General features: G+C 70.1%; 19 protein-coding genes and 5 pseudogenes. 12 read left to right on the top strand and 12 right to left on the bottom strand.

Features of this window, described 5'->3' with window-relative positions; genetic code table 11:
* Window positions 1-223 precede the first annotated feature (223 nt).
* The 4 genes and pseudogenes from creB (at window position 224) to creD (ending at window position 3811) form a co-directional block, all read left to right on the top strand.
* Window positions 224-922 (top strand): two-component system response regulator CreB, encoded by a 699-nt coding sequence (creB, locus tag ACFJGX_RS22225; RefSeq protein WP_382323801.1) that lies wholly within the window; start codon window positions 224-226, stop codon window positions 920-922.
* Window positions 923-1091: 169 nt separating this feature from the next.
* Window positions 1092-2069: pseudogene (gene creC / locus ACFJGX_RS22220) on the top strand (two-component system sensor histidine kinase CreC); the annotation flags it as partial.
* Window positions 2032-2364, top strand: a complete 333-nt coding sequence (locus ACFJGX_RS22215; RefSeq protein ID WP_382328769.1) for an ATP-binding protein — start codon at window positions 2032-2034, stop codon at window positions 2362-2364. The pseudogene creC and the gene ACFJGX_RS22215, both read left to right, overlap by 38 nt.
* A gap of 94 nt (window positions 2365-2458) precedes the next feature.
* Window positions 2459-3811: a cell envelope integrity protein CreD gene (gene creD / locus ACFJGX_RS22210; RefSeq protein ID WP_382323803.1), complete on the top strand. Its 1353-nt coding sequence runs from the start codon at window positions 2459-2461 to the stop codon at window positions 3809-3811.
* Here the strand turns inward: creD and ACFJGX_RS22205 are convergent.
* Window positions 3805-4092 (bottom strand): DUF1330 domain-containing protein, encoded by a 288-nt coding sequence (locus ACFJGX_RS22205; RefSeq protein WP_382323804.1) that lies wholly within the window; start codon window positions 4090-4092, stop codon window positions 3805-3807. The two genes, creD and ACFJGX_RS22205, sit on opposite strands and share 7 nt — an antisense overlap.
* Window positions 4093-4201: 109 nt before the next feature.
* On the opposite strand from ACFJGX_RS22205, the gene ACFJGX_RS22200 reads away from it, so the two are divergent.
* Both ACFJGX_RS22200 and ACFJGX_RS22195 read left to right on the top strand, forming a co-directional pair.
* The gene (locus ACFJGX_RS22200; protein WP_382325543.1) at window positions 4202-4576 is read left to right on the top strand and encodes an ArsR/SmtB family transcription factor; all 375 of its coding nucleotides are present in this window, start codon (window positions 4202-4204) and stop codon (window positions 4574-4576) included.
* Window positions 4573-5103 (top strand): SRPBCC family protein, encoded by a 531-nt coding sequence (locus ACFJGX_RS22195; RefSeq protein WP_382323805.1) that lies wholly within the window; start codon window positions 4573-4575, stop codon window positions 5101-5103. The genes ACFJGX_RS22200 and ACFJGX_RS22195 overlap by 4 nt, the downstream gene beginning before the upstream one ends.
* A 6-nt stretch (window positions 5104-5109) precedes the next feature.
* Here the strand turns inward: ACFJGX_RS22195 and ACFJGX_RS22190 are convergent, their stop codons facing one another.
* A complete protein-coding gene (locus tag ACFJGX_RS22190) occupies window positions 5110-6195 on the bottom strand; it encodes a LacI family DNA-binding transcriptional regulator (protein WP_382323806.1) in 1086 nt (361 codons plus the stop codon).
* Window positions 6196-6315: 120 nt separating this feature from the next.
* Between ACFJGX_RS22190 and ACFJGX_RS22185 the strand changes: the two genes are divergently transcribed.
* From ACFJGX_RS22185 to ACFJGX_RS22170, 4 genes are read left to right on the top strand one after another with little or no spacing between them, the layout of a single operon-like run.
* A complete protein-coding gene (locus tag ACFJGX_RS22185; protein WP_382323807.1) occupies window positions 6316-6855 on the top strand; it encodes a gluconokinase in 540 nt (179 codons plus the stop codon).
* Window positions 6852-7343 carry a TRAP transporter small permease subunit gene (locus tag ACFJGX_RS22180; RefSeq protein ID WP_382159401.1) on the top strand — a complete coding sequence of 164 codons (492 nt, stop codon included), beginning with the start codon at window positions 6852-6854 and terminating at the stop codon, window positions 7341-7343. The genes ACFJGX_RS22185 and ACFJGX_RS22180 overlap by 4 nt, the downstream gene beginning before the upstream one ends.
* A gap of 4 nt (window positions 7344-7347) precedes the next feature.
* Window positions 7348-8640 carry a TRAP transporter large permease subunit gene (locus ACFJGX_RS22175; protein WP_291113066.1) on the top strand — a complete coding sequence of 431 codons (1293 nt, stop codon included), beginning with the start codon at window positions 7348-7350 and terminating at the stop codon, window positions 8638-8640.
* A gap of 40 nt (window positions 8641-8680) precedes the next feature.
* Window positions 8681-9703, top strand: coding sequence for a TRAP transporter substrate-binding protein (locus ACFJGX_RS22170; RefSeq protein WP_382159399.1), 1023 nt, complete (start codon window positions 8681-8683; stop codon window positions 9701-9703).
* A 10-nt stretch (window positions 9704-9713) separates the two neighbouring features.
* Here ACFJGX_RS22170 and ACFJGX_RS22165 read toward each other — a convergent pair whose 3' ends face one another.
* Window positions 9714-10154: a DUF6691 family protein gene (locus tag ACFJGX_RS22165; protein WP_382159397.1), complete on the bottom strand. Its 441-nt coding sequence runs from the start codon at window positions 10152-10154 to the stop codon at window positions 9714-9716.
* A gap of 14 nt (window positions 10155-10168) precedes the next feature.
* Window positions 10169-10607: pseudogene (locus ACFJGX_RS22160) on the bottom strand (YeeE/YedE family protein).
* Window positions 10608-10724: 117 nt separating this feature from the next.
* Between ACFJGX_RS22160 and ACFJGX_RS22155 the strand changes: the two are divergent.
* Window positions 10725-11024, top strand: a complete 300-nt coding sequence (locus ACFJGX_RS22155; protein ID WP_382323810.1) for a hypothetical protein — start codon at window positions 10725-10727, stop codon at window positions 11022-11024.
* Window positions 11025-11036: 12 nt separating this feature from the next.
* On the opposite strand, the gene ACFJGX_RS22150 is transcribed toward ACFJGX_RS22155, so the two are convergent.
* Window positions 11037-11384, bottom strand: a complete 348-nt coding sequence (locus ACFJGX_RS22150) for a winged helix-turn-helix domain-containing protein (protein WP_382159393.1) — start codon at window positions 11382-11384, stop codon at window positions 11037-11039.
* A gap of 27 nt (window positions 11385-11411) precedes the next feature.
* The gene (locus ACFJGX_RS22145) at window positions 11412-12302 is read right to left on the bottom strand and encodes a LysR family transcriptional regulator (protein WP_382323811.1); all 891 of its coding nucleotides are present in this window, start codon (window positions 12300-12302) and stop codon (window positions 11412-11414) included.
* Window positions 12303-12489: 187 nt separating this feature from the next.
* On the opposite strand from ACFJGX_RS22145, the pseudogene ACFJGX_RS22140 reads away from it, so the two are divergent.
* Window positions 12490-13156 (top strand): annotated as a pseudogene (locus ACFJGX_RS22140) (SDR family oxidoreductase).
* Between the two features lie 161 nt (window positions 13157-13317).
* Here ACFJGX_RS22140 and ACFJGX_RS22135 read toward each other — a convergent pair.
* The 6 genes and pseudogenes from ACFJGX_RS22135 to zwf form a co-directional block, all read right to left on the bottom strand.
* Entirely contained in the window at window positions 13318-13665 is a 348-nt protein-coding gene (locus tag ACFJGX_RS22135) for a hypothetical protein (protein WP_291113075.1), read from the bottom strand.
* Window positions 13666-13821: 156 nt separating this feature from the next.
* The gene (pgi, locus tag ACFJGX_RS22130; protein WP_382323812.1) at window positions 13822-15396 is read right to left on the bottom strand and encodes a glucose-6-phosphate isomerase; all 1575 of its coding nucleotides are present in this window, start codon (window positions 15394-15396) and stop codon (window positions 13822-13824) included.
* Between the two features lie 22 nt (window positions 15397-15418).
* Window positions 15419-16057 carry a bifunctional 4-hydroxy-2-oxoglutarate aldolase/2-dehydro-3-deoxy-phosphogluconate aldolase gene (gene eda / locus ACFJGX_RS22125; RefSeq protein ID WP_382159385.1) on the bottom strand — a complete coding sequence of 213 codons (639 nt, stop codon included), beginning with the start codon at window positions 16055-16057 and terminating at the stop codon, window positions 15419-15421.
* A gap of 54 nt (window positions 16058-16111) precedes the next feature.
* A pseudogene (gene edd, locus ACFJGX_RS22120) lies at window positions 16112-17957 on the bottom strand (phosphogluconate dehydratase); the annotation flags it as partial.
* Window positions 17958-17971: 14 nt separating this feature from the next.
* Complete coding sequence (gene pgl / locus ACFJGX_RS22115; protein ID WP_382327090.1) at window positions 17972-18577, bottom strand: 6-phosphogluconolactonase; 606 nt, start codon at window positions 18575-18577, stop codon at window positions 17972-17974.
* A 141-nt stretch (window positions 18578-18718) separates the two neighbouring features.
* Window positions 18719-20193, bottom strand: a pseudogene (gene zwf / locus ACFJGX_RS22110) (glucose-6-phosphate dehydrogenase).
* Window positions 20194-20247: the final 54 nt, after the last annotated feature.

Raw genomic sequence — 20247 nt, 5'->3', positions numbered from 1 at the left:
TCGACGCCGGGACCGGGAACGCCACGATGAGGGCGGCGGAGAACGCCAGGGCGAGAACCGTCCTGCGTGGGGTGAGCTGAAGCATGGGGTGGAATTATCCCGCCCCCGTGTGAAGCCGGCGTGTGGTCAAAGGTCGTGCTCGTAACCAGCTGTGACTGGCTTTCGGGGGCCCCCAGGGCCTTGGTTAAGATGGCCCGCTCCATCCGAAAGCCCCCTCTACACCATGCGCAAGCGCATCCTGCTGCTGGAAGACGAACAGGCCATCGCCGACACCTTGCTGTACGCGCTGCAGAGCGAGGGCTTCGAGGTGCGGCACGTGGGGCTGGCGCGCGAGGCACTGTCGGCCTTCGAAGAAGCACCGCCGGACCTCGCCATCCTGGACGTGGGCGTGCCCGATGGCAACGGCTTCGACGTGTGCCGCGCGATCCGCAAGACCAGCGAGCTGCCCATCGTGTTCCTGACCGCGCGCCACGAGGAGATCGACCGCGTGCTGGGCCTGGAGCTGGGGGCCGACGACTATGTGGTCAAACCGTTCTCGCCGCGCGAGGTGTGCGCCCGCGTGCGCGCCATCCTGCGCCGCAGCGCGGCCGGTGGCGCCCCGGCCGCCGTGCCCGCGCCCACCCCGGTGGCCCCGGGCCTGCTCACGCTGGACGAGAAGGCGCAGCGCATCGCCTGCGAGGGCGAACTGCTGGCGCTCACGCGCTACGAGTTCCTGCTGCTGGCCACGCTGCTGCGGCGGCCGCAGCGCATCTTCTCGCGCACCGAGCTCATGGACCTGGTCTGGGGCGGGGCCCCGCACACCTCCGACCGCACCGTGGACGCGCACATCAAGCTGCTGCGCGCCAAGCTGCGCGAGCGCGGCCTGGTGGCGGACGTGATCCAGACCCACCGCCACATGGGTTACTCGCTGCGGTTGCCCTGAATGCGCATCGGCCTGCGCCTGCTCATTGGGTTCTTCCTGGTGCTGGGCCTGGCGCTGTTCGTGGTGCTGCGCGTGCTGCTGGACGAGGTCAAGCCCGGCACCCGCCTGGCCATGGAGGACAGCCTGATCGACGCGGCCTACACGCTGGCGCAACTGCGCAACGCCCGACATGAAGGCCGGCACCATCGCCGAGGGTTTCTTCGCCCGCTCGCTGCAGGGCCTGGACACCGCGCGGCCCGGCGCCAACATCGGGGGCTTTCGCAAGGACCGCATCGACTACCGCATCACCATCACCGATACCGAAGGCATCGTGCGCTTCGACACGCAGCCCGAGGCCATCGGCCAGGACCATTCGCGCTGGAACGACGTGGTGCGCACGCTGCGCGGCGAGTACGGCGCGCGCTCCAGCCCCGCCAGTCCGGACGACCCCGACAACACGGTGATGCACGTGGCCGCGCCGATCCGCGATGGCGACCGCGTCATCGGCGTGCTCACCGTCTCGCGCCCCAACCAGCGCCTGCAGCCCTACATCGACCGCAGCGAGCAGCGCATCCTGCGCTGGTCCTGGGCGCTGCTGGGCCTGTCCCTGCTCATCGGCCTGCTGTTCAGCTGGTGGATCGCGAGCTCGCTCTCGCGCCTGCGCGGCTATGCGAACGCGGTCTCGCGCGGCGAGCGCGTGCCGCTGCCGGTGCTCGGTCGCCTGAGCGGCAGCACCGAGTTCACCGACCTGGCGGGCGCGCTGGAGCGCATGCGGCTCAAGCTGGAGGACAAGGCTTATGTGGAGAGCTACGTGCACACACTCACGCACGAGCTCAAGAGCCCGCTGGCCGCGATCCGGGGCGCGGCGGAGCTGCTGCAGGAAGACCTGCCCGCGCCCGACCGGCAGCGCTTCGCCGGCAACGTGCAACGGCAGGCCGAGCGCCTGCACCTGCTGGTGGACAAGCTGCTGCAACTGGCCCACGTGGAGCAGATGCAAGGCCTGGGCACGCGCGAGCCGGTGGACCTGAGCGCGCTCACGCGCGAGCTGCTGCAGCGGCTCGAGCCGCGCCTGCGCCGCAAGTCGCTGCGCGTGCGCGACGAACTCGGGCAGGGCCTGGTGGTGCAGGGCGATGCCTTCCTCATCGGCCAGGCCTTGCAGAACCTGCTGGACAACGCGATCGACTTTTCGCCGCCGCAGGGCGAGTTGTGGCTGCGCCTGCACAAGGACGGTGCGCCAGCTGGAGTGGTCGGTGCGCGACCAGGGGCCGGGCATTCCCGACTACGCGCGCGACCGCCTGTTCGAGCGTTTCTATTCGCTGCCGCGCGGCGAGGGGCAGGACAAGGGCTCGGGCCTGGGCCTGTGCCTGGTCAAGGAGGTGAGCGACCTGCATGGCGGCCAGGTGGTGGTGGAGAACGTGTCCTCGCCCGACGGCTGCATCGCCCGCTGGCGCCTGCCGGCCTGAGGGTTTCACACCCACTGCACAAAACGCTGCTGCAGCGCACGGCCGCTTCGCACGGCGGGGCCAGACTGGCCGGGTTCTCACCACGGAGCCCGACTTGAACAAATACCCCCTGCTGAGCAAAGTCCTGGTCATCGGCCTGCTGATGCTGCTGCTCTCGATTCCCCTCCTGATGGTGCGCGACCTGATCCAGGAGCGCAGCCAGAACCGCGAAACCGCCACCGAGGAGGTGGCGCGCGCGCACGCCGGCGCGCAGACCCTCACCGGGCCGGTGCTGTACGTGCCCTACACCGAGACCTTCACGCGCACCGTGAGCGTGGGCGAGACCGGCCACACGCGCGAGGAGCGTGTGACGCAGTCGCACGCGGTGATCCGCTTTCCCACGGTGATGGAGACCCGCAGCCAGCTCGCGACCGAGACGCGCTGGCGCGGCGTCTTCCCGATCACGGTCTACACCAGCGTGAACCGGAGCAGCGGCCGCTTCGTGTGGACCGAGGTCGAACCGCGCGAGAAGAACGGCCAGATCAGCCTGGGCCAGCCACGCCTGCTCATGGGCGTGAGCGATTTGCGCGGCCTGCTTAACGCGCCCCAGCTCAAGGTCGACGGCCGCCCGCTGGCCGTGGCGCCCGGGCCGGCCGCGCAGCGGCTGCCCCTGCCGCTGGCTGCCTCGCTCGACGTCGCCCAGCTGCGGCCCGGCGCGGTGCTGCCCTTCGAACTGCAGCTCGAACTCGCGGGCACGGGCCGCATCGGCTGGGTGCCGCTGGCCGACGAGAACCGCGTGCAGCTGCAATCGAGCTGGCCGCACCCGAGCTTCGACGGCGACTTCCTGCCGCGCACGCGCAGCGTGAGCGCCTCGGGCTTCGAGGCCGCGTGGAGCGTGCCGTCGCTCTCGACCCAGGCGCAGCAGCAGTTCGTACAGCAGGGCGGCGAGCAGCGGCGCGCGCCCGAGAGCTTTTCCGTCTCGCTCGGCAACCCGGTGGACGTCTACCGCATGACGGAGCGCGCGACCAAGTACGGGATGATGTTCATCGTGCTCACCTTCGCCGCCTTCTTCGTGCTGGAGATGGTGAAGCGCTGGCGCATCCACCCCATGCAGTACCTGATGATCGGCGCCGCGCTGGTGCTGTTCTTCCTGCTGCTGCTGTCGATCGCCGAGCACCTGGACTTCGTCTGGGCCTACCTCGTGGCCAGCGCGGCCTGCATCGGCCTGCTGGCGCACTACCTGCGCCACGTGCTGGGCGGCTGGACGCCGGGCCTGCTCATGAGCGGCCTGCTGGTGGCGCTCTATGGCGTGCTCTACGGCATCCTGATCTCGGAGGACAACGCGCTGATGATGGGCTCGCTGCTGCTGTTCGGCGTGCTGGCCGCCATCATGGTTGCGACGCGCAAGGTCGACTGGTACAGCGTGATGGGCGCCGCCGCCCCGGCGCAGGACCCGCCGGCTCAGTAGCCTTCGATGGCGAACAGCGTGCCGCTGGCGGCGCGCTGCCGGATCGCCACCAGGCGCTGGTACTCGGGCGAGTGGTAGAAGGCCTCGAGCCGCGCCATGTCGGGGAATTCGAGGATCACCTGGCGGTTCGGCACGCCGTGGCCTTCGAGCACCTTCACCGCGCCGCCGCGCACCAGGTAACGGCCGCCGTGCGCGGCGATCACGGCGGGCACCTCGCGGCGGTATTCCTCGTAGAGGGTCGGGTCGGTGATGTCGATGTTGCCGTAGAGATAGGCGGGCATGGGGTCTCCGGGTGGTGTCTTCGACGCGGAGCTTACCGCCAGGGGACGGCGGAAAAAACATTCAATCATTCGGTTGACAGTTGTTCGGGTGGCGTATATATTCAACTTCATGGTTGAATATCAAGCGCCCCAACTCGACGCCGTGTTTCGCGCCCTGGCCGATCCGACCCGGCGTGCCATGCTGGCCGCGCTGTCCTCGCAGCCCCTGCCCGTGGGCGAGCTCGCGGCGCCGTTCGACATTTCGCTGGCCGCGGCATCCAAGCACATCCAGGTGCTCGAACGGGCCGGGTTGATTCAGCGCACCATCACCGGACGCACCCACCTCTGCCAGTTGAACGCCGCACCGATGCACGCCGGGCTCGAGTGGATTCGCCACTACGAGCGGTTCTGGCAGCAGCGCGTCGATGTGCTCGAAGCCTTGCTCAAAGCCGAGGACAAGGCCCGGCAACCGCGGGCACCCCGCAACCCAAGGAGAAAACCATGAAGGACGACGATTACGGCGTGCTCACCGCCCCCGACACGGTGCGCATCGAACGCCTGCTGCCCGGCCCCATCGAGCGGGCGTGGGCCTGGATCACCGAAGAGGACAAGCGCGCCCAGTGGCTGGCCGGCGGCGCGATGGACCTGCAGGTGGGCGGCCGGGTGGCATTGACGTTCCGCCACAAGGAGCTGACGCATGCCGACGACCCCGCGCCACCGAAATACGCGGACATGGCGGCCTGCGCGGAACTGCTGGGACAGGTCACGGTGTGCGAGCCACCGCATCGGTTGGCCCACACCTGGGGCGGGCAGGGCGAGGTTCAGTACGAGCTGCGTGAAGTCGGGGGCGGTGTGCGGCTCGTGATCACGCACCAGCGTTTGCCCAGCCGCGACGATGTGCTGAGCGTGTCGGCCGGATGGCATGCGCACCTCGATCTGTTGGTCGCGCGCATGCGGGGCCGCGAGGCGCCGCGCTACTGGCGGTTGCACTCGCGGCTCGAGGTCGACTACGCCGATCGTTTCCCGGTTTGATCGGGCTCAGCTGCTGCCGCGGATCAGGGGCTCGAAGCCCAGGTCCAGCGAAGGCTTGGGCGGCAGCTCGCCGCGCATCAGGCTCAGCAGCATCTGCGCGCTGGCCTCGCCGATGGCGCGGCGCGGCGTGCGCACCGTGGTCAGCGGCGGCACCATCTGGTCGCTGCCCGAGAGGTCGTTGAAGCCCGCCACCGCGATGCGCGCGGGCACCTCGATCTTCAGGCGCAGCGCGCACAGCAGGCCGCCCTGGGCCAGGTCGTCGTTGCAGAAGAACACCGCGTCCACCTCGGGGCGGGTGCGCAGCAGGTCTTCGAGCAGTTCACCGCCCAGTTGCATGGACGAGGGCTGCGGGCTCAGCAGCTCCAGCTTCGCGTCGTACAGGCCGTGCTGGCGCAGGCAGCGGCGGTAGCCCTCGGCGCGCTGCATGGTGCGTGGGTCCAGCTGCGCGGCCACGAAGGCGATGCGCCGGCGGCCGCGCTGCACCAGGTGCTCGGTGATCGCGTGGCCCGCCTCGACCTGCGAGAAGCCCACGCAGTAGACGCCCGGTGCCTGCGTCAATTCCATCAGGTGCACGCAGGGCACGCCGCTGCCGGCGATGAGCTGGCGCGCGGCCTCGGTGCGGTCGAAGCCAGTGAGCAGCAGGCCCGCCGGCCGGTGCGCCAGGTAGCTGCGCAGCAATTGCTCTTCCTCGCGCGGCTCGTAGTGCGTCACGCCGATCAGGGTCTGGTAGCCGTGTGGCAGCAGGGTGCGGTGCACGGCCTCCAGCACATCGACGAAGAGCGCGTTGGACAGCAGCGGCACCAGCACCGGCACCTGCGTGCTGCGCTGGGAGGCGAGGGCGCGCGCCGCCGGGTCGGGCACATAGCCCAGCTGCTCGGCGGCGAGCTTGACGCGCTCCACCAGCTCGGCCGCCACGCTGCGCTCGCCGCGCAGCGCGCGCGAGGCGGTGATGGGGCTCACGTCGGCCGCGCGGGCCACGTCGCTGAGGGTGGTGCGGCCGCTGTGGCGGCGCTTGCGTTCGGTCGGTTCCAAGGGTTTTCCCGGTGTTGGAGGCGGTGAGCCTGGCGTTAGGATAGCGCTGTCCAAGGCCATGGACACCCGAATTTACCCTGAATCGTGCCACAGGCCGACCAAAGTCCCAGCCAGGAAGGCGGGCACGGTCGGACATGAGGACCGGTTTTCTTTTTCACCTTGTTGGGACAGCGCTACCAAATGAATGCATCGCCCCCGAACACCTCCCTCGTCGTCATGGGCGTGGCGGGTTGCGGCAAGTCCAGCCTGGGCCAGTTATGCGCCCGGACGCTGGGCGTGCCCTTGCTGGAGGGAGACGATTTCCACTCCGCCAGCAACGTCGCCAAGATGCGCGGCGGCATCCCCCTGAGCGACGACGACCGCGCGGCCTGGCTCGACACCCTGGCCGAGCAGCTGCAGGCCCATGCCGAGGGCGTGGTGCTGACCTGTTCGGCCCTCAAGCTGCGCTACCGCGACCGCCTGCGCGCCGCCGTGCCCGGCCTGCGCTTCGTGTTTCTCGAACTCACGCAGGAGCAGGCGCGCGAGCGCGTGGCCGCGCGCCCGGCCCACCTGTTCCCGGTGAGCCTCGTGGCCAGCCAGTTCGCCACGCTGGAAGACCCGCGCCGCGAACCCGGCGTGCTGCCGCTGGACGCCACGCGCCCGCTGGCCGAACTCGGTGAGGCCGTGGTGCATTGGGTGCACGGCAACGCCACCTCCCATTCCCTGGAGCTTCGCTCATGAAACCATCGCAAGTCTTGAAACACGGGGCCGAGGCCCTGCTCGCGCTGTGCCTGGCGGGCATGGTGGTCTGCGTGTTCGCCAACGTGGTGCTGCGCTACGGCTTCGACAGCGGCATCAACGCCACCGAAGAACTCTCGCGCCTGCTGTTCGTGTGGATGGTGTTCCTGGGCGCGACCGCCGCCTACCCGCTGGGCCAGCACATGGCCTTCACCAGCCTGGTCGGCTCGTTGCGCGATCGCCCGCGCGCATTCGCCTTCGCCACGCTGGCCATCCGCGGGCTGGTGCTGCTGGCCTGCGTGCTGCTGGGTCGGGGCGCGTGGCAGCAGGTGGTGGTGGGCATGGACAGCCACTCCGTGGTGCTGGGCTACCCCGTGGCCTTGTTGCCCCTGCCGGCGTTGCTGTGCGCGCTGGCGATCGGCGCCATGGTGCTGGTCGAGATCGTGCGCCGCACGCCGCTCGACCTGGGCCACGCGGTGGACATGGAGTGACACGATGAGCGTTGAAGCATTGGCCTTCGTGGTCTTCATCGCCGGCATGCTGGTGCTCATGGGCATCGGCATGAACATGGCCTTCGCGCTGCTGCTCACGGGGGCCGCCATGGCCTGGGTGATGGATTTCTGGGACACCCAGCTGCTGGCGCAGAACATGGTGGCCGGCATCGACAGCTTCCCGCTGCTGGCCGTGCCCTTCTTCATCCTGGCCGGCGAGCTCATGAACTCGGGCGGCATCAGCAAGCGCATCATCGACATGGCGCAGGCCTGGGTCGGCCACGTGCGCGGCGGGCTGGGGTATGTGGCGATCGGTGCGGCGGTGCTGCTCTCGGCCATGTCGGGCTCGGCGCTGGCCGACGCGGCGGCGATGTCCGCCATCCTGCTGCCCATGATGCGCAAGCACGGCTACCCGGTGGCCTCGTCGGCCGGGCTCATCGCCGCCGGCAGCGTCATCGGGCCGATCATCCCGCCGTCCATGGCTTTCGTGATCTACGGCGTGACCACCAACACCTCGATCTCGGCCCTGTTCATCTCGGGCATCGTGCCCGGCCTGGTGATGGGCGTGGCGCTGGTGGTGGCCTGGCGCGTGGTGCTGCGCAAGATGACGCTGACCAGCTCGCCGCCGGTGCCCATGGCCGAGCGCCTGCGCCTCACGGGCCGCGCGGTCTGGGCGCTGGTGATGCCGGTGATCATCATCGGCGGCATGAAGAGCGGCATCTTCACGCCCACCGAGGCCGCCGTGGTGGCCGCGTTCTACGCGCTGGTGATCGCGCTCTTCGTGCACCGCGAGATGCGCCTGCCCGAGCTGTACAGCGCGCTGGTGCGCGCCGCGAGCACCACCTCGGTGGTGATGTTCCTGTGCGCCGGCGCCGCCGTGGCCAGCTACATGATCACGCTGGCCGACCTGCCATCCACGCTCACCGGCTGGCTGGGCCCGCTGGTGGAACACCCGCGCGTGCTGATGGTGGTGATGATGCTGGTGCTGGTGGCGATCGGCACCGCGCTGGACCTCACGCCCACCATCCTGATCTTCGCGCCGGTGATGCTGCCCATCGCCGTGAAGGCGGGCATCGACCCGGTGTACTTCGGGCTGATGTTCGTGCTCAACGGCGCCATCGGCCTGGTCACGCCGCCGGTGGGCACCGTGCTCAACGTGGTGGCCGGGGTCGGGCGCCTGCCCATGCACCAGGTCATCAAGGGCGTGAACCCCTTCCTGATCACCTACCTCATCGTTCTCGGCCTGTTCATCGTGTTCCCGCAGATCGTCACCGCGCCCGTGGCCTGGATGCGCTGACCTTGCCACTTCCCCTTCACCCACCCCCAAGGAGACAACCATGACCCTGTTTCGCCGCACCCTGATCGCCGCCACCGCGGCCGCCGCGCTCGCCACCCCCTTCGCCGCCAGCTGGGCGCAGGACATCAAGCCGCGCATCATCCGTTTCGGCTACGGCCTCAACGAAATCTCCAACCAGGGCCGCGCCACCAAGCTGTTCGCCGAAGAGGTCGAAAAGGCCTCGGGCGGCAAGATGAAGATCCGCGCCATCGGCGCCGCCGCGCTGGGCTCGGACGTGCAGATGCAGCAGGCGCTGATCGGCGGCGCGCAGGAAATGATGGTGGGCTCCACCGCCACCCTGGTGGGCATCACCAAGGAAATGGCGATCTGGGACACGCCCTTCCTGTTCGACAACGCCAAGGAAGCCGACGTGGTGCTCGACGGCCCGGTGGGCCAGAAGGTGATGGACAAGCTGCAGGAAAAAGGCCTGGTCGGCCTGGTGTATTGGGAGAACGGTTTCCGCAACCTCACCAACAACAAGCGCGCCGTCACCAAGCTCGAGGACATGGACGGCATCAAGCTGCGCGTGATGCAGAACAACGTGTTCATCGACAGCTTCAAGACCCTGGGCGCCAACGCCGTGCCGCTGCCGTTCTCCGAGCTGTTCACCGCGCTGGAGACCAAGACCGTGGACGGCCAGGAGAACCCGTACAACACCATCCTCTCGAGCAAGTTCTACGAGGTGCAGAAGTACCTCACGGTGACCAACCACGTCTACAGCCCGTGGATCGTGCTGGTGAGCAAGAAGTACTGGGACGGCCTGAGCAAGGACGAGCACAAGGTGCTGCTGGACGCCGCCAGGAAGAGCCGTGACTTCGAGCGCCAGGACACGCGCGCCGAGGCCGACAAGGCGCTGGCCGACCTCAAGGGCAAGGGCATGCAGATCAACCAGCTCTCGCCGGCCGAAGCCAACCGCATGCGCGAAAAACTCGCCGGCGTGAACTCGGGCATCGCCGCCAACGTGGGCGAAGACCTTTGGAAGGAAACGCAGGCCGCCGTCGCCAAGGCGCGCGCCGCGAAGTAAGCCGGGTTCGTCAGCGCGCGGCGGCCGCCGCCGGCCGGGCGAGCAGGCGCTCGGCCCAGCCGTGCATCAGCATGCCCACCAGCATGGCCGCGACGAACACCGCGGCCTTGAACTCGCCCGAGGCCATCGACACGAGCGCGGGGCCCGGGCAGAAGCCCGCCAGGCCCCAGCCCGCGCCGAACACCAGGCTGCCCAGCACCAGGCGCCGGTCGATCTGCGTGGCTTTCGGCAGGTGCATGGCGTCGCCGAAGAAGCTGGTGGTGCGCCGCTTCGCCAGCGCGAAGGCGAAGACGCCCACCGCGATCGCGCCCGCCATCACGAAGGCCAGCGAAGGGTCCCAGCTGCCGAACAGGTCGAGGAAGCCCAGCACCTTGGCCGGGTCGGCCATGCCCGAGAGCAGCAGGCCCAGGCCGAACAGCAGGCCGACGAGAAATTCGATGATGCGTTGCATGGTGTGGGGTCTCCTCAGAGCAGGTGGCGGACGGCGTAGACGACGGCGAAGCCCGCGGCCATGAAGCACAGCGCTGCGCCCCAGCGAACGCGGCGACAGGCGCGAGAGCCCGCACACGCCGTGGCCGCTGGTGCAGCCCGAGCCGTAGCGCGTGCCCAGGCCCACCAGCAAGCCCGCGGCCACCAGCAGGCCGGTGCCCGCGTCGATGCGCGGCGCGCGCAGCAGGCCGTCGGGCGCGAGCCAGCCGTAGAGCAGGGGGGCGCTGAAGACCCCGAGCAGGAAGGCGATGCGCCAGCCCGCGTCGCCCGCCCGGGGCGGCAGCAGGCCGCCCAGGATGCCGCTGATGCCGAGCACGCGGCCGTTCATGAGGATGAAGGCGGCCGCCGCCAGGCCGATCAGAATGCCCCCGGCCAGCGAGGCCCAGGGCGTGAAGTGGGCCCAATCGATGTTCATGTGGATCTCCGTTGTCTGGCCGAGCATACGGGCGACGCCCTGCCGGTGCCAGGGCGCGGTCTTGGTTATATACTGAGAAATATAGCGAAAGCCTGACCCTCTTTTTCGGAGCACGCCATGACCGGACCCACCCACGCGCAGCAGGCCTCGCACAGCGCGCCCGTGTTCAATGCCTTGCCGAGCCACCTGGTCTCGCAGGAGTTGCCGGTGCGCGGCGCGCTCAGCCGCCTGCCCGAACTGCGCAGCGCCGTGCGGGTGTGCGAATGGATGGTCGAGCCCGTGGCGGGCAGCACCGAGCTGGCGCTCACCCTGGTGCTGTCGGAGCACGTGAGCCTGTCCTTCGTGCTCGGGGCCCAGGACGCCCAGGACCTGAGCCTCACGCTGGCGCAGGGGGCGCCCGGCGCCGAGGCGCCCTGAGGGCGGCCCGCTTCAGGGCGCGATCAGGCGGGTGAGCTGCTGCAGCTCGGCCGAGGCCGCGGCCAGGGCGATGGCCTCGATGGCGCGGTAGCGCCGCACCAGCTCTTCGCCCACGGGCGTGAGCGAGGTACCGCCCCCCTTGGCCCCGCCGGCTGCCGTGGACACGGCCGGCCCGGTCAGCGAGCGGTTGATTTCGTCCACCAACAGCCAGGCGCGCCGGTACGACATGTTGAGTTCCCGGCCGGCCGCCGAGATCGAGCCGGTGCGCGCGATGGCTTCGAGCAGGCTCACCTTGCCCGGGCCGATGGCGATGACATCACCGCGCTTGATGCGGAGGCGGAATTGCACCTGGGGTTTCATGGGGGGCGATGCTAACGCAGTGGGGGATCAGGTGAGCGTTTCGAACAGCTCACCCAGCCACTGCGCGAAGGCGCGCACGCGCACGGAGAGCTGGCGGTTCTGCGGGTACAGCACCGACACCGGCAGCGGGGGCGGTGGCAGGTCCACCAGCACCTCGCGCAACTGGCCCGAGGCCAGTTCGTCGGCCACGCGGTAGCGCGGCACCTGCACCAGGCCCAGGCCGGCGATCGCCGCGCCCGCGTAGACGTCGGCCCCCGTCACCGAGACCGGGCCGCTCAGGCTCAGCGTGCGCACTTCGCCGTTCACCGTGAACTCCAGCGGCAGGGCCTGGCCGGTGGCGCTGGAGAGGTAGTTCACCGCGCGGTGGCCGGCCAGGTCGGCCAGGGTCCGAGGCTCGCCGAATTGCGCGAGATAGCTCGCGCTGGCGCAGGTGAGCTGCGGCAGCAGCGCCACCCGGCGCGCCACCAGGGACGAGTCGCGCAGCTGGCCGGCGCGCAGCACGCAGTCCACGCCTTCGCGCACCAGGTCGACGAGGCGGTCGTCCTCGCCGATCTGCAGTTCCAGCTGCGGGTGCCGCGCGAGAAAGGCGGGCAGGGCGGGCACGACGAAGCGGCGCGCCAGCGTGCCCTGCAGGTTCACGCGCAGCAGGCCCTTGGGCACGGCCTGGCGGAACAGGCCGTCGGCTTCTTCGAGGTCGGCCAGCAGGCCCACGCAGCGCTGGCGGTAGGCCTCGCCATCGGGCGTGAGCCGCACCGTGCGCGTGGTGCGCTCCAGCAGGCGCACGCCCAGGCGCGCCTCCAGCCGCTGGATCAGGTTGCTCACCGTCGCGCGCGGCAGCTGCAGGTCGTCCGCCGCCTGCGTGAAGCTGCCCCGCTCGGCGATGCGCACGAACACCTGCATTTCCTGGAATCGGTCCATGGGCGTTATTGTTGATGAAATTCGAATGATGTTGCCAATTTCGAGGCAATGATCTTCCGGGGGGAACGATCCATCATCGGGCCATCGTTCAACTTTCAGGAAAAACCCCATGAGCTCCAACGCCTCCTCCCCCGTCGCCATCGTCACCGGCGCCTCGCGCGGCATCGGCGCCGAACTGGCCCGCCGCCTGGCCGCCGACGGATACGCCGTGGTGGTGAACCACGCCCACAGCGCCCCCGAGGCCGAGGCCCTGGTGGCCGAGTTGCGCGCCGGCGGCGCCCGGGCCATCGCGGTGCGGGCCGACGTCTCGAAGGCCGAGGAGGTGCGGGCCCTCTTCGACGTCACCGAGCGCGAACTCGGCCCGGTGGACGTGCTGGTGAACAACGCCGGCGTGCTCAAGACGTTGCCGCTGGCGCAGACCAGCGATGCGCTGTACGAGCGCACCTTCGACACCAACGTGCGCGGCACCTTCAACACCCTGCGCGAGGCCGCCACGCGGCTGAACGAGGGCGGGCGCATCGTCAACTTCTCCAGCACCACGGTGGCGCTGAACCTGCCGGGCTACAGCGTGTACATCGCCTCCAAGGCGGCGGTGGAGTCGCTCACCCAGGTGTTCGCCAAGGAGCTGCGCGGGCGCTGCATCACGGTCAACGCGGTGGCGCCCGGCCCGGTGCGCCACCGCGCTGTTCTTCGACGGCAAGACGCCCGAGCAGATCCAGATGCACGCCCAGATGCCGCCGCTGCAGCGGCTGGGCGAGCCGGGCGACATCGCTTCGGTGGTGGGGTTTCTGGTGAGCCCGGCCGGCGGTTGGGTCAATGGTCAGGTGCTGCGCGCCAACGGCGGCTTGGCGTGAAGAAGGCGGCACCCCCTGCGCCACTTCGTGGCTTCCCCCTCACTGGCGCCTTCGGCTGGGAGGGGACGGCACCTGGGGCCGGCAGAGCCGGACCCTCGATGCCCCTGGTGGGCGTTGCTTCAGGCGTCACGGGTCGCGCTTGACGCAACCACGCGGGTCATTCAGCGGCGCTGGCCGCGCTGGAAGGACTGCAGCTGCGCCTTGGAGACGTTGCCTTCGAAGAGGGGCGTGAGGTCGGAGACGGCGGCCAGGGCGCTGGACTCGTCGCGTTGCAGGCACAGGGCCTGGGCCAGGTCGGCGCGCAGGAACCAGAGGGCCTCGATGCTGGAGGCGTAGCGGATGCGGTGTTCCAGCTGGGGATTGAGTTCGGCGCCTCGCACACCCAGCAGGCGGAGCATCGATTTCTGGATCAGGACCATCGCCCTCGGGTCGGGCGCCTTGGGCGCGGACTCCGAATTCGGCGTGAGGATCGACGTCAGGCTGCTGAGGAAGGTCTTGACTCTTTGCATGCTGGTGGATGCTGTCCGTGTGTGCCGAACCTGATGGAATAGCGCCTGCCCTTTCGGGAACTTTTGCGTTTATACCCGATACGGTATTTTTTGCCGCATTTTTGCGCGACAAAGCACGGTTTGGGGCCCGCTTGCGGCCCGTTGTCGCCACCAGGCTCAGCGGGCGGCCTGCTCCATCGCCTTGGCCATGGTCTTGCCCAGCTCCACGCCCCACTGATCGAAAGCGTTGATGCGCCAGACCGCGGCCTGGGTGAACACCTTGTGTTCGTAGAGCGCGATCAGGGCACCCAGGCGCGCCGGGTCCAGGCGGTCCAGCCAGAGGATGTGGCTCGGGATGTTGCCCTCGAAACTGCGGTGCGGCGCCATGGCCCGGGCATCGGCTTCGCTCATGCCGTCCTTCTGCAGCAGCGCCTGCGTGTCGGCCAGCGAGCGCCCGCGCGCCATGGCCTCGGCCTGGGCGCGCAGGTTGAGGTTGACCACCTCGTGGTGCGTCGCGGCCAGGGGCAGGGGCGTGTCTTCGTTCTGCACGCCGATGAAGTCCACCGGCACGGTGTGCCGGCCCTGGTGGATCAGCTGGAAGTAGGCGTGTTGCCCGTCGATGCCCAGCCCGCCCCAGACGATGGGGCCGGTGTCCACCGTGGCGGGCGTGCCGTCGGTGTGCGTGCGCTTGCCGTTGGACTCCATGTCCATCTGCTGCACGAAGGGCGTGAAGCGCACCAGGCGCGAGGCGTAGGGCACGACCAGCTGCGTGGGCAGGCCCAGGAAGTTGCGGTTCCAGATCCCGTTCAGGGCCAGCTGCACCGGCAGGTTCTGCGCCAGCGGCGTGGTGCGGAAGTGCTCGTCCATGGCGCGAGCGCCGGCCAGGAAGAGGCGGAAATGCTCGGAGCCGATGGCAATCGCCAGCGGCAGGCCCAGCGCCGACCACACGGAGTAGCGCCCGCCCACCCAGTCCCAGAACAGGAAGGTGCGCTCGGCCGGGTAGCCCAGTTTCGCGGCCTGCGCCGGGCTGGCGGTGATGGCCACCAGGTGCTGGCCCAGCGCGTCGGCCGGGCAGCCGTGGTCGCTCAGCCAGCGCCGCGCGCTCGCGGCGTTGGTCAGCGTTTCCTGCGTGGTGAAGGTCTTGCTGGAGACGATGAACAGCGTGCGCGCGGCGTCCAGCCCACGCAACACGCTCCACAGCGCCCAGGCATCGGGGTTGGAGACGTAGTGCACCCGCACGCCCGGGTGGGCCAGGTGCGCCAGCGCGTCGGCCGCCATGCGCGGGCCGAGGTCGGAGCCGCCGATGCCGATGTTCACCACGTCGGTGATGGCTTCGCCGCTGTGCCCGCGCACCGTGCCCGCGCGCAGGGCTTCGGCGAAGTCGCAGACGCGGGCCAGTTCGACCTGCACGGCCTTCTGCACGTCCGCGCCCCAGGGCCCGGTGTGCAGCGGGTCGCCGCGCAGCGCCACGTGCAGCACGGGTCGGCCTTCGGTGGTGTTGATGGGCTCGCCGCGGAACATGGCGTCGCGCTGGGCCGCCACGCCGGCCTGCTCGGCCAGCGCCAGCAGCGCCTGCTGAATGGCGGGCGAGACGCGCTGGCGGCTCGCGTCCAGCGTGATGCCGGCGGCGCGCAGCGCCATGCGCTCGGCGCGGCCGGTGTCGGCGGGCAGCAGCTCGCGCAGGTGGGGCTGCGGTGCCCCGGCCAGGGATTGCAGCTGGGCCCAGGCGGGCAGGGTGGTGGGCAGGGTCATGGGTCGGTGACGTGCGGTGGCGTCAGACGGCGGTGGCCAGGGTGGTGGCTTCGCGCGCGAGGCGGGCGATGCGTTTCCAGTCGCCCTGGCGCAGCGCGTCCGAGGGCGTGAGCCAGGAGCCGCCGGCCATGGCCACGTTGGGCAGGGCCAGGATCTCGCGCAGGTTCTCGGGGCTCACGCCGCCGGTGGGGCAGAAGCGCACGTCGGGCAGGGGCGCACCCAGCGCCTTGAGCATGCCGATGCCGCCGGCCTGCGCGGCGGGAAACAGCTTCATCAGCGTGAAGCCGTGGTCGCGCGCGCGCATCACCTCGCTGGGCGTCATCACGCCGGGAATGAAGGGCAGCCTGGCCGCCTTCACCGCGTCCACCAGGGCGTCGGAGCAGCCCGGCGACAGGGCGAACTTCGCGCCCGCGTTCACCACCTGGGTCACCTCGGCCGCGCGCGTGACGGTGCCGGCGCCCAGGTGCATCTTGGGCACGGCGCGCGCCACGGCCTCGATGGCGCGCAGCGCGACGCCCGAGCGCAGGGTGATCTCCATCACGTCGATGCCGCCTTCGAGCAGCGCATGCGCCAGCGGCACGGCCTGGGCCTCGTCGCTCAGGACGATGACGGGCACGACACGGGCGGTGAAAGCAGGGCGGGTGAAGCAGGTGGTCGTCATGGTGTCTGGGTTCAGGCGGTGGGGGTTGCAACGGGGGCCACGGGGCGGTTCACCGCCAGCGGGGGCGAACAGGGGCGAGGCGCCCGATTCGGCCGCGCCCGCATTTTCGCGGAACAGGCCGAACAGTTCGCGCCCGCTGCCGTGTTCGTTGGCGCTCAGGTCGGGGTGTTTGATGCGGCGGCGGGCCAGGGTGCGGGCATCGACCTCGAGTTCGAGCACGCCGCGCTCGCAGTCGAGCGTGATCCAGTCGCCGTCGCGCACGCGCGCGATCGGGCCGTTGGACAGGGCCTCGGGGCTGAGGTGGATGGCCGCGGGCACCTTGCCCGAGGCGCCGGACATGCGGCCGTCGGTGACCAGCGCCACCTTGAAGCCCTTGTCCTGCAGCACGGCCAGCGGCGGCGTGAGCTTGTGCAGCTCGGGCATGCCGTTGGCGCGCGGGCCCTGGTAGCGCACCACGGCGATCAGGTCGCGCTCCAGCTTGCCTTCGTTGAACAGGGTCAGCAGGTCCTGCTGGTCGCTCACCACCACGGCCTGGGCGCGCACCACGCGGTGCTCGGGCTTGACCGCCGAGACCTTCACCACGCTGCGCCCCAGGTTGCCCTGCAGCAGGCGCAGGCCACCGTCGGCGCTGAAGGGCTCGCTCACCGGCCGCAGCACCGAGAGGTCGCCGCTCTGTTCGGGCACCGGGCGCCAGGCGAGCTGGCCGCTGTCGAGCCAGGGCTCGCGCGTGTAGCTGTCCAGGCCCGCGCCCATCACGGTGTTCACGTCGGCATGCAGCAGGCCGGCGGCGAGCAGCTGCTGCATCAGGTAGCCCATGCCGCCGGCCGCGTGGAAGTGGTTCACGTCGGCGCTGCCGTTGGGGTAGACGCGCGCCAGCAGCGGCACCACGTGCGAGAGCTCGGCGAAATCGTCCCAGTCGATCAGCACACCGGCGGCGCGCGCCATCGCCACGAGGTGCAGCGTGTGGTTGGTCGAGCCGCCCGTGGCGCAGCAGGCCGACGATGCCGTTGACCAGGGTCTTCTCGGTCACGATGTCGGCCAGGCTCAGCGCGGGTTCGCCGGTGCGGCCGGTGTTCGCCACCGCGCGCTTGACCGCGCCCAGGGTGAGCGCCTCGCGCAGCGGCGTGCCGGGGTTGACGAAGGAGGCGCCGGGCAGGTGCAGGCCCATGATCTCCATCAGCATCTGGTTGCTGTTGGCCGTGCCGTAGAAGGTGCAGGTGCCGGGGCTGTGGTAGGCCTGGGCCTCCGATTCGAGCAGCGCGTCGCGGCCCACCAGGCCTTGCGCGTACTGCTGGCGCACCTTGGCCTTGGCGTCGTTCGAGAGGCCCGAGGTCATGGGGCCGGCGGGCACGAACACGGTGCTCAGGTGGCCGAACTGCAGCGCGCCCATGAACAGGCCGGGCACGATCTTGTCGCAGATGCCGAGCATGAGCGTGGCGTCGAACACGTTGTGCGAGAGCGCCACGGCGGTGGAGAGCGCGATCACGTCGCGCGAGAACAGCGAGAGCTCCATGCCGGCCGCGCCCTGCGTGATGCCGTCGCACATGGCGGGCACGCCGCCGGCCACCTGCACCGTGGCGCCCAGGCCGTGCGCGTGGTCGCGGATCTTCTGCGGGTAGGTCTCGTAGGGCTGGTGCGCCGAGAGCATGTCGTTGTACGCGGTGACGATGCCCAGGTGCGGCGCGCGTTCGGCGTGGATCTGGAGCTTGTCGGCCAGGGGCAGCGCGGCCGTGGTGTGGGCCATGTTGGCGCAGCCCATGCCGGTGCGCTGCGTGCCTTTCTTGCGCTGCGCGGCCATGGCGGCGAGGTAGGTCGCGCGCGTGGCGGCGCTGCGCTCGGTGATGCGCTGCGTGACGTGGGCCAGGGTGGGGTGCAGGGGGGCGTTCGTGGTGGTGGTCATTTTGGGTGTCTCGTTCAGGCCAGCCAGACGCTCACGGGCGTGAGGTGCTGGTTGAGCACCAGCGACACCGGCAGGCTTTCGTCGGCGGCGAGCCGGGCCTGCTGGTACACGGCGAGCTTGCTCGCGCCGCTGATGGACAGGGCCAGTTCGCGCGTGGCGAGCAAGGCCGGCAGGGTGAGGGTGAGGCGCGCGTGCGGCGCGCGCGACGCTTCGGCGGGGCGCTGCCAGGTCACCGGGCCGCTGCCGTGCAGCGCGCGGGCCAGGCCGGGCGCGCCCGGAAAGATCGACGCGGTGTGGCCGTCCTCGCCCATGCCGAGCACGGCCAGGTCCATGGGCCAGGGCTGGGTGGCCAGGCGGTGGTTGGCGCCGTCGGCCAGGGCCGCGAGCGCGGCGTCGTCGAGCACGGTGGGCAGGCGGTCGAAGAAGGGCACGAAGCGGGCCGCGGCGGCGGCGCCCTGCAGCAGGTGGGTGCGCACCAGGGCGGTGTTGCTCTCGGGGTGGTCGTGCGGCACGCAGCGCTCGTCCACCAACAGCACGCTCACATGGTCCCATTCCACCGGCTGCTCGCGCAGGCGTTCGAACATCGCCACCGGCGACTTGCCGCCCGAGACCGCGAGCACCGCGTTGCGCAGCGCGCACCGATCGCCTCGCGCAGGCGCTGCGCGGCATGCAGGGCCAGCTGCGCCGCGAGTTCGGCCGCGTTGCTGGCGGGGTGCACCTGCAGCGGGTTGGGTGGGGGGCGGTCGAGCGCGTTCATGGGGTCAGGCTTCTTCCACCCAGGCCGAGCCTTCGCGCGCCATCAGCGCGGACGAGGCGGCGGGCCCCCAGCTGCCGGCGGTGTAGGGGCGGGGCTTCTCGCTCAGGTTGCTCCAGCCGTCGAGGATGGGCTCGACCCAGGTCCAGGCGGCTTCGAGTTCGTCGCGCCGCATGAAGTGCGTCAGGCGGCCCTTGATCACGTCCATGAGCAGGCGCTCGTAGGCTTCGGCGCGGCGCGCGCTGAAGGCCGATTCGAGGTCCAGGTCCAGGCTCACCGGGCGCAGGCGCATGCCGCTGCCGGGTTCCTTGGCCATCATCTGCAGCTGCACGTGTTCCTCGGGTTGCAGGCGGATCATCAGCCGGTTGACCGGCTGGCGCGGTGCGTCGGGGAAGATGGTGTACGGCAGGTCGGCGAACTCGATGACGATCTCCGAGCGGCGCTCGGCCATGCGCTTGCCGGTGCGCAGGAAGATCGGCACGTTGGCCCAGCGCCAGTTGTTGATGTGCGCGCGCAGGGCCACGAAGGTTTCGGTGGTGCTGTCGGCCGGCACGTTGGCCTCCTGCAGGTAGCCCGCGGCCTTGTCGCCGTTGGAGGCGCCGGCGGTGTACTGGCCGCGCACGGTGTCGCGCGCCACGTCGGCCTCGGTCATGGGACGCAGCGAGCGCAGCACCTTGAGTTTTTCGTCGCGCACGGCATCGGGGTCGAGCGAGACCGGCGGCTCCATCGCACGATGCACAGCAGCTGCAGCAGGTGGTTCTGCACCATGTCGCGCAGCGCGCCGGTGCCGTCGTAGAAGCCGGCGCGGCTGCCCACACCGACCGATTCGGCCACCGTGATCTGCACGCTCTTGATGTAGGGGCTGCGCCAGAGCGGCTCGAAGATGGTGTTGCCAAAGCGCAGCACCATCATGTTCTGCACCGTCTCCTTGCCCAGGTAGTGATCGATGCGGAAGGTCTGCCCCTCGCTGAAGTAGCGGCCCACCTCGTCGTTGATGGCGCGCGCCGAGGCCAGGTCGTGGCCCAGCGGCTTTTCCAGCACCACGCGCGAGCGCTCGTCGATCAGGCCGGCGCCATGCAGGTTGGCGCAGATGCCGGTGAACAGCGTGGGCGCGGTGGCGAGGTAGTACACGCGGTCCGAACCCGGCTGCAGCGCGCCGGCCAGGGCGGTGAAGTCGGCCGGCTGCGTGGCGTCGAGGCACACATAGCCCAGGCGCGCCACGAAGCCTTGCCAGGCGGTTTCGTCCAGCGTCTCGGGGGCGATGAAGGCGCGCACCTTCTCGTGGATGAAGGCGGTGAAGGTCTCGCGGTCCCAGGGCTGGCGGCCCAGGGCGTGGATGCGCGTGGCCTCGGGCAGGTTGCGGTGCAGGTGCGCCATGTAGAGCGCGGGCAGCAGCTTGCGCACCGAGAGGTCGCCCACGCCGCCGAAGATCACCAGATCGAGCGGCTCGGCAGGGGTGGGGGCGGGATTCGTTGTGACCATGGTCTAATTTAGTTACTTGTGATTTTGGATTTTATTGTAATCAAGTTACATGAC

The sequence above is a fragment of the Hydrogenophaga sp. UC242_50 genome (assembly GCF_042697355.1).
Lineage (GTDB): Bacteria > Pseudomonadota > Gammaproteobacteria > Burkholderiales > Burkholderiaceae_C > Hydrogenophaga.
Note: the sequence above shows the minus strand (reverse complement) of the source record. Positions and strands in the feature narration are given on the sequence as shown.

Coding starts and splice junctions, on each gene's coding strand:
- ACFJGX_RS22145 (WP_382323811.1), bottom strand. CDS start 12,302: ATGGACCGATTCCAGGAAATGCAGGTGTTCGTGCGCATCGCCGAGCGG.
- ACFJGX_RS22215 (WP_382328769.1), top strand. CDS start 2,032: ATGCCTTCCTCATCGGCCAGGCCTTGCAGAACCTGCTGGACAACGCGA.
- ACFJGX_RS22205 (WP_382323804.1), bottom strand. CDS start 4,092: ATGCCCGCCTATCTCTACGGCAACATCGACATCACCGACCCGACCCTC.
- ACFJGX_RS22180 (WP_382159401.1), top strand. CDS start 6,852: ATGAAACCATCGCAAGTCTTGAAACACGGGGCCGAGGCCCTGCTCGCG.
- ACFJGX_RS22170 (WP_382159399.1), top strand. CDS start 8,681: ATGACCCTGTTTCGCCGCACCCTGATCGCCGCCACCGCGGCCGCCGCG.
- pgi (WP_382323812.1), bottom strand. CDS start 15,396: ATGACCCTGCCCACCACCCTGCCCGCCTGGGCCCAGCTGCAATCCCTG.
- eda (WP_382159385.1), bottom strand. CDS start 16,057: ATGACGACCACCTGCTTCACCCGCCCTGCTTTCACCGCCCGTGTCGTG.
- ACFJGX_RS22150 (WP_382159393.1), bottom strand. CDS start 11,384: ATGAAACCCCAGGTGCAATTCCGCCTCCGCATCAAGCGCGGTGATGTC.
- ACFJGX_RS22195 (WP_382323805.1), top strand. CDS start 4,573: ATGAAGGACGACGATTACGGCGTGCTCACCGCCCCCGACACGGTGCGC.
- ACFJGX_RS22165 (WP_382159397.1), bottom strand. CDS start 10,154: ATGCAACGCATCATCGAATTTCTCGTCGGCCTGCTGTTCGGCCTGGGC.
- ACFJGX_RS22200 (WP_382325543.1), top strand. CDS start 4,202: ATGGTTGAATATCAAGCGCCCCAACTCGACGCCGTGTTTCGCGCCCTG.
- ACFJGX_RS22155 (WP_382323810.1), top strand. CDS start 10,725: ATGACCGGACCCACCCACGCGCAGCAGGCCTCGCACAGCGCGCCCGTG.
- ACFJGX_RS22135 (WP_291113075.1), bottom strand. CDS start 13,665: ATGCAAAGAGTCAAGACCTTCCTCAGCAGCCTGACGTCGATCCTCACG.
- ACFJGX_RS22190 (WP_382323806.1), bottom strand. CDS start 6,195: ATGGCCTTGGACAGCGCTATCCTAACGCCAGGCTCACCGCCTCCAACA.
- creB (WP_382323801.1), top strand. CDS start 224: ATGCGCAAGCGCATCCTGCTGCTGGAAGACGAACAGGCCATCGCCGAC.
- ACFJGX_RS22185 (WP_382323807.1), top strand. CDS start 6,316: ATGAATGCATCGCCCCCGAACACCTCCCTCGTCGTCATGGGCGTGGCG.
- ACFJGX_RS22175 (WP_291113066.1), top strand. CDS start 7,348: ATGAGCGTTGAAGCATTGGCCTTCGTGGTCTTCATCGCCGGCATGCTG.